1 protein-coding gene and 1 pseudogene are annotated in these 6,245 nt (G+C 67.9%); both read left to right on the top strand.

Features of this window, described 5'->3' with window-relative positions:
* On the top strand, positions 1 to 1,303 hold a 1,303-nt coding region (locus tag ACFHVL_RS30525), incomplete at its 5' end, for a LamG domain-containing protein (protein WP_416632052.1).
* Between the two features lie 179 nt (positions 1,304 to 1,482).
* A pseudogene (locus tag ACFHVL_RS30520) lies at positions 1,483 to 6,245 on the top strand (RHS repeat protein); the annotation flags it as partial.

Genomic DNA, 6,245 nt, shown 5'->3' with positions numbered 1-6,245 from the left:
CTTTGACAGCGTTTCCGAGTCGCCCACCAACATCTATGGCAGCGCGACCGCGACGGTACCCGACCTGGACACTGCGGAGTCGTTCAGCGTCTCGGCGTGGGTGCGAGCCTCGGCCCTCACGGGTGGAAACCGTACGGCGATCAGCCAGGATGATACCGACTTCAGCGGCTTCTATCTCGGAATCCGGTATCTGGGCAGCCCGCCTGCGCCGTACTGGTCGTTCATGATGGGCAGTTCACCGACGGTCGGTGCGAACAACCGAGCTGATTCGCCATCACCATTAACCGCTGCCGACGTCGGAAAATGGACACACCTGGTTGCGGTTCACGACGCTGACCTCGGAATCATGCGCCTCTACGTCAATGGTGAACTCGTAGCGGAGACAACGCGGACTGCCACACCGTGGACGGCCGGCGGTCCGGTCGTCGTCGGTAGGGCATTGTGGTATGGGGCGCAGACCGACACGTGGCGTGGCGAGGTCACCGATCTGCGTATCTGGGACCGGGTCGTCGTCGACGACGATCTTCACGGCACGAACGGCGATCCACTCGCGGGAACGTCCTTTAGCCACGGGATCCTCGCCCCGCGTAGCGTTGGCTTCTGGGACTTTGCCGGTACTGCGGACTGCTGGTGCGACCAGGCGTTCGACACGGAGGGCTGGGAGCGTCACCTCTACCTGTCGGGTTGGGATTCGGTCCCGCAGGCGGCGACGTTCATTGCCGACGGTCAGGACGAGGACGACGCTGCCTGGTTCGACGGCGTCTCCGGCTACGCCTCGACGACTGATCCCTACGCCCTGGTGCAGAATCCTGTCGTTCGGACCGATCAGTCGTTCACCGTCTCGGCGTGGGCGCAACTCGATGGCGACCCGGCCGACCCGCTGCCGGCCGGAAACATCTCCGTTGTCGCCCAGGAGGGGACACAGGTCGATGCCTTTGCGCTCGGCTACCAGGCCGCCGCGCAGCGGTGGGCGTTCTGGTTGCACGGTGCCGACGTCAGCAACAGCTCCACGTCGGCGGCAGTGACCTCACCGGTCGTCCCGGTCCCCGGCGAATGGTTCCACCTTGTCGGTGTCTACGACGCCGGCACAGAGTCGGTCACCTTGTATGTGAATGGTCAGGCGGCGGGTCCGATTTTCCTCAGCGCACCGACCTGGGCCGCGACCGGCTCCCTCACTCTCGCCCGCGAGCTGTGGAACGGCAACCTGGGCGGATACTTCCCCGGCAGCATCGACCGGGTCGCGGTCTACGCCGGGGTCATGGATGCCCGCAGGGTCGCGAACCTCTGGAGCGGCCAGCAATGACAAAGCCTTTCTTCGTCCGTGGCAGCTCTGCATCGGAGGTCGCAGTGTCGATCAACGCCCGTCCGTCGACGACGAATCGATCCCGGATGCCCTGGTGGCGCCGCACCGGACGACCTGCCCTTCCAGGTTGGCGTCGGGTCCGTACAGCGGTCGGGGTCGCCGCCGCTGTGGTGATGGCTGTGTCTGTCGCGGCGGTGGCACCGCCATCGGAGCCGGTCGTCGCCGCGCCGGCTGGCCTGCAACCAAAGGACCTGCCGACCGTCGAGACGATCGAGGTGCCGCCTCGACCAGATGGGGCCGACGATCAGCCGGCACGATCCGAAGATGTCCCGGCCTCGGTGACGTGGCCACAGCCGGGCGCGTACGACGTCGACCTTTCTGGCAGCACGATGACCCGGGAGCAGGCCCGCCAGTTGGGTGAGCCGGTGTCGTCAGGGCGGGTGCGGGTGCCCGGTACGCCGATCTGGCTGGCCCCCGCGTCGACCACCGCCAACCGGTCGGTGGCGGGAGCCGGCCGAGTCCGGGTCGAGGTGCTCGACCGCGGCGGCGCGGCGAGCGCCTGGGACAGCGGGGTGGTGATGCGGCTGACCAGCGCCGATGAGAGGGCTGACGCCGGTCGGCTGGCGGTGTCCGTCGACTACTCCGGGTTCGCCGCAGCGTACGGCGCGGACTGGGCTCTGCGGCTACGCCTGGTGGAGCTGCCGGAGTGTGCACTGGCTGACCGGCCCGGCGACGGCTGCGTACCGTCGCCGTTGCCTTCGCGTAACCACGCGGGCGACCAGCGGGTCACCGCGGAGGTGGAGCTCACGCCGGGCACCGAGAGTGCACGGGCCGGCTCCGCAGGCACCCTGGTCGCGTTGATGGCGGATGCCGCGTCGACCGCCGGTGACTACGGCGCGACCCAGCTGCAGCCGTCGTCGACATGGTCGGCCGGCGGTGGAGCAGGCAATTTCGGCTGGTCCTACCCGATGCGGGTGCCACCGGCGCTCGGCGGTCCGCAACCCAGCGTCGCGTTGTCGTACTCGTCATCGAACGTGGATGGGCGGAGCGAAGCCACCAACAATCAGCCGTCGTGGATCGGCGAGGGCTTCGAGTACGCGCCAGGGTTCCTCGAGCGCAGGTACCGTCCGTGCCGGGAAGACATGGGCGGCGGGGCGAACAACACGGTCGAGACCGGGGACCTCTGCTGGGCACGCGACAATGCGGTGCTTTCGCTGAGCGGCAGCTCGGTCGAGTTGATCCGGGACGGCAGCAGTGGCGTCTGGAAGCCGAAGCATGACGACGGCTCCCGGGTGCAACGGTTCACCGACACGATCAACGCGGACCACGACAACGAGTACTGGAAGGTCACCACCGCCGACGGGACCCAGTACTTCTTCGGCCTGGACCGATTGACCGGTTGGACCTCGGGCAAGCCGACCACCCAGTCCGTCTGGACCGTCCCGGTCGCCGGGAACCACTCCGGGGAGCCGTGCCATGGAGGGTCGTTCAGCACCTCGTTTTGCGACCAGGCCTGGCGGTGGAACCTGGACTACGTGGTCGACCCGCACGGCAACACGATGTCGCTGTGGTACAGCCCGCAGACCAACAAGTACGGGCGGAATCTCACCGCCGCCAGTACGGCCACCTACACCCGTGGCGGGGCGCTGCAGCGGATCGACTACGGCACCGACAATCGGGGCGGCACCGACACCGTCTACACGACGACGGCCGCACCGGCGCAGGTGGTGTTCCAGAGCAGCAACAGGTGCCTGACCTCCTCCTGCTCCACGCACAACGAGCCGAACTGGCCGGACACCCCGTGGGACCAGTCCTGCACCGGCTCGGCATGTTCCGGGCAGTACACCCCGACGTTCTGGTCGACGAGCCGACTCGCCAGCGTCACCACGAAGGTGTGGAACGCGGCGACCAGCAGCTACCGCAACGTCGACTCCTGGGCTCTGACGCATGACTTCCCACCGACCGGCGACGGCACCCGCCGTGGCCTGTGGCTCGATTCGATCGCGCACACCGGGCACGCGGGATCCACGCCGGTCACCCTGCCGCAGGTCAGCTTCGACCCGGTGAAGATGGCCAACCGGGTGGACACCATCGGGGACTCGAAGCCGACGATGAACTGGTCCCGGATCGACAACATCTGGACCGAGACGGGTGCCAAGATCTCGGTCCGGTACACGGCGCCCCAGTGCCAGCCGGGGGTGCTGATGCCATCGGCCGCGCACACCAACACGTTGCGGTGCTACCCGGTGATCACTGAGGCGTTCGGCGGCGGGACTGAGACTGACTACTTCCAGAAGTACCTGGTCACCACCGTGTACGAGGCGGACTGGACCGGCGGCGGCGTGGACGTCGTCACCGCCTACGAGTACCTGGGCAACCCGGCCTGGCGGTACACCGAGGATGACGGGCTCACCAAGGACGCGTACCGCACCTGGTCGGACTACCGCGGCTACGCCACCGTACGGTCGCGGGTCGGCGCGCCGGGGCAGGAGACCCTGACCGAGACCAAATACCTGCGCGGACTGCACGGTGACCGGTCGTCGCCGTCGGGCGGGACACGCAGCGTTCAGGTGAGTGCCTCGCTCGGGGATCCGGTCAACGACGAGGACGCCTGGTCGGGCATGGTCCGCGAACAGGTCGTGTACAACGGAGTGACCAGCGCACCGGTGTCGAAGACGGTGAACCGGCCGTGGCAGTCCGCACCGACCGCGACCCGCACGATCGGCGGGTTCACCAGCTACGCGCGGTACACCGGAGTCGACACCGCCTACGCCGCGACGATGCTCGACGGTGGTCGGGGCTGGCGGACCACCAAGGTGGTCAACACGTACGACAGCTACGGGATGATCACCGAAGTCAACGACCTGGGTCACGTCACCGCGAACGGCGTGACCAACGTCCCCGGCGACGACCGCTGCCAGAAGACCACCTACGTTCGGAACACCACCGCCAACCTTCTCGACCTGGCTGCCCGGAGCCAAACCTTCGCGCTGCCGTGCGGGCAGCCGGCCACCAACGCGTCCCACATCATCGGGGACACCCGCACCAGCTACGACGGCCAGGCGTACGGCACCGCGCCGACGAAGGGCGACATCACCCGGGTCGAGGTGTTGAAGGACTGGGCACCGACCGGCGGTGGCACCACCACCTGGCAGACCGCGGGACGGGCCAGCTACGACCCGTACGGCCGGGCCGTCGAGAGCTGGGACGTACGGGACAACAAGACGGCGACGGCATACACACCGTCGACCGGCGGCCCGCTGACCAAGGTCACCACGACCAACCCGCTGGGCTGGGAGTCGTCCCAGGACCTCGACCCTGCCTGGGGCGCCGTCCTGACCACGGTCGACGTCAACAACCGGCGCACCGATGTCGCGTACGACGCGTTGGGCAGATTGGTGAAGGTCTGGCTGCCGAACCGGAACAAGAGCACCGGTCAGGACCCGAACACCGAGTACGCCTATCTGCTGCGCCGTACCGGTGGGGTCAACGCCGTCACCACCCGCACGTTGAACGCTGCGGGCAACTACATCACCAGCTACCAGCTCCTGGACGGGCTGCTGCGCCCCCGGCAGACGCAGGCCCCGGCGAAGTCCGGCGGCGGCACGGTGTTCACCGAGACGGTCTACGACGACGCCGGTCGGGTCCGCCTGCACAACGACGCGGTCTACGACAGCACGATCAGCCCGGGAACGACTCTGCGAACGGCGCTGGACTGGGAGGTTCACCGCCAGACCGTCACCGAGTACGACCGAGCCGGCCGGGTGACCGAGGAAATTCTCCGGTCATCGGGTGCGGAGAAGTGGCGCACCTCGACCAGGTACGGCGGCGACTGGGTCTCCATGACCCCGCCGGAGGGTGGCACGCCGGTCACGGTGATCTCGGATGCGCGAGGCAACGTCGTCGAGCAGCGGCAGCACAAGGGCGCGACGACCGCAGCCGCCTTCGTGGCGACCACCTACCAGGTTGACGGCAAGGGCCAGCTGGCGCAGGTGAGCGACCCGGTCGGCAACACCTGGACCTACGGCTACGACATCCGCGGCCGGCAGGTCTCGGCGGTCGACCCCGACGCCGGCAACACGTCGATCGACTACAACGACTACGGCGACGTGACGCAGACGACGAACGGCAACGGCGAGGTCCTGGCGTACGAATACGACGTGCTCGGGCGCAGGACCGGCGTGTACGACGGTGTCGTGTCGACCACGACCCGGCGGGCGACGTGGACGTACGACACCGTCGGCGGCGGTAAGGGGCAGCTGCACACCGCAAGCCGGTGGATCGACGGGTCGGCCTACACCACCCGGATCCGTAGCTACAACCAGCTGTACCGACCCAACGGCGTCGACTACATCATCCCGGCCGCGGAGACCGGCCTCGCCGGCCTCTACACCTTCCTGCACACCTACCGGGCCGACGGCAGTAAGAACTCGGACTACTACCCCGGCGGCGGCACCGACCTGGGCAGCGAACTGCTCGAATACGTGTACGACCCCGTCACTGGCCTGGTAGATCGGGTCATGACCGGCGGCACTGACATGTACGTGCAGGACACCACGTACACCGCGCTCGGTGAGCCGGCCCTGATCCGATACAAGCAGGAAAGCAGCGGATGGGTCGACCGGGGATACGACTACGAAGACGCGACCCGACGACTGAGCCAGTCGGTAACGGCCCGCGAGACCGCGCCGCAGTACGTGTCCGACCTGCGGTACACCTACGACCCGGCCGGCAACGTCACCAAGATCGCTGACGTACCGACCGGCGGGACCACCGACATCCAGTGTTTCGGCTACGACCACCTGCGCCGTCTCACCGAGGCCTGGACCCCCGCCGTCGACGACTGCGAGCCCGCGCCGACTTCGGCAACTCTCGGCGGACCGGCACCCTACTGGCAGTCCTGGACGTTCAACGACATCGGCAACCGGCTGACCGAGGTGTC

The sequence above is a fragment of the Micromonospora sp. LOL_023 genome (genome assembly GCF_048060115.1).
Taxonomy (GTDB): Bacteria; Actinomycetota; Actinomycetes; order Mycobacteriales; family Micromonosporaceae; genus Micromonospora_E.
The sequence above is the reverse complement of the archived record's forward strand: the minus strand, read 5'-3'. Positions and strand labels throughout refer to the sequence as shown.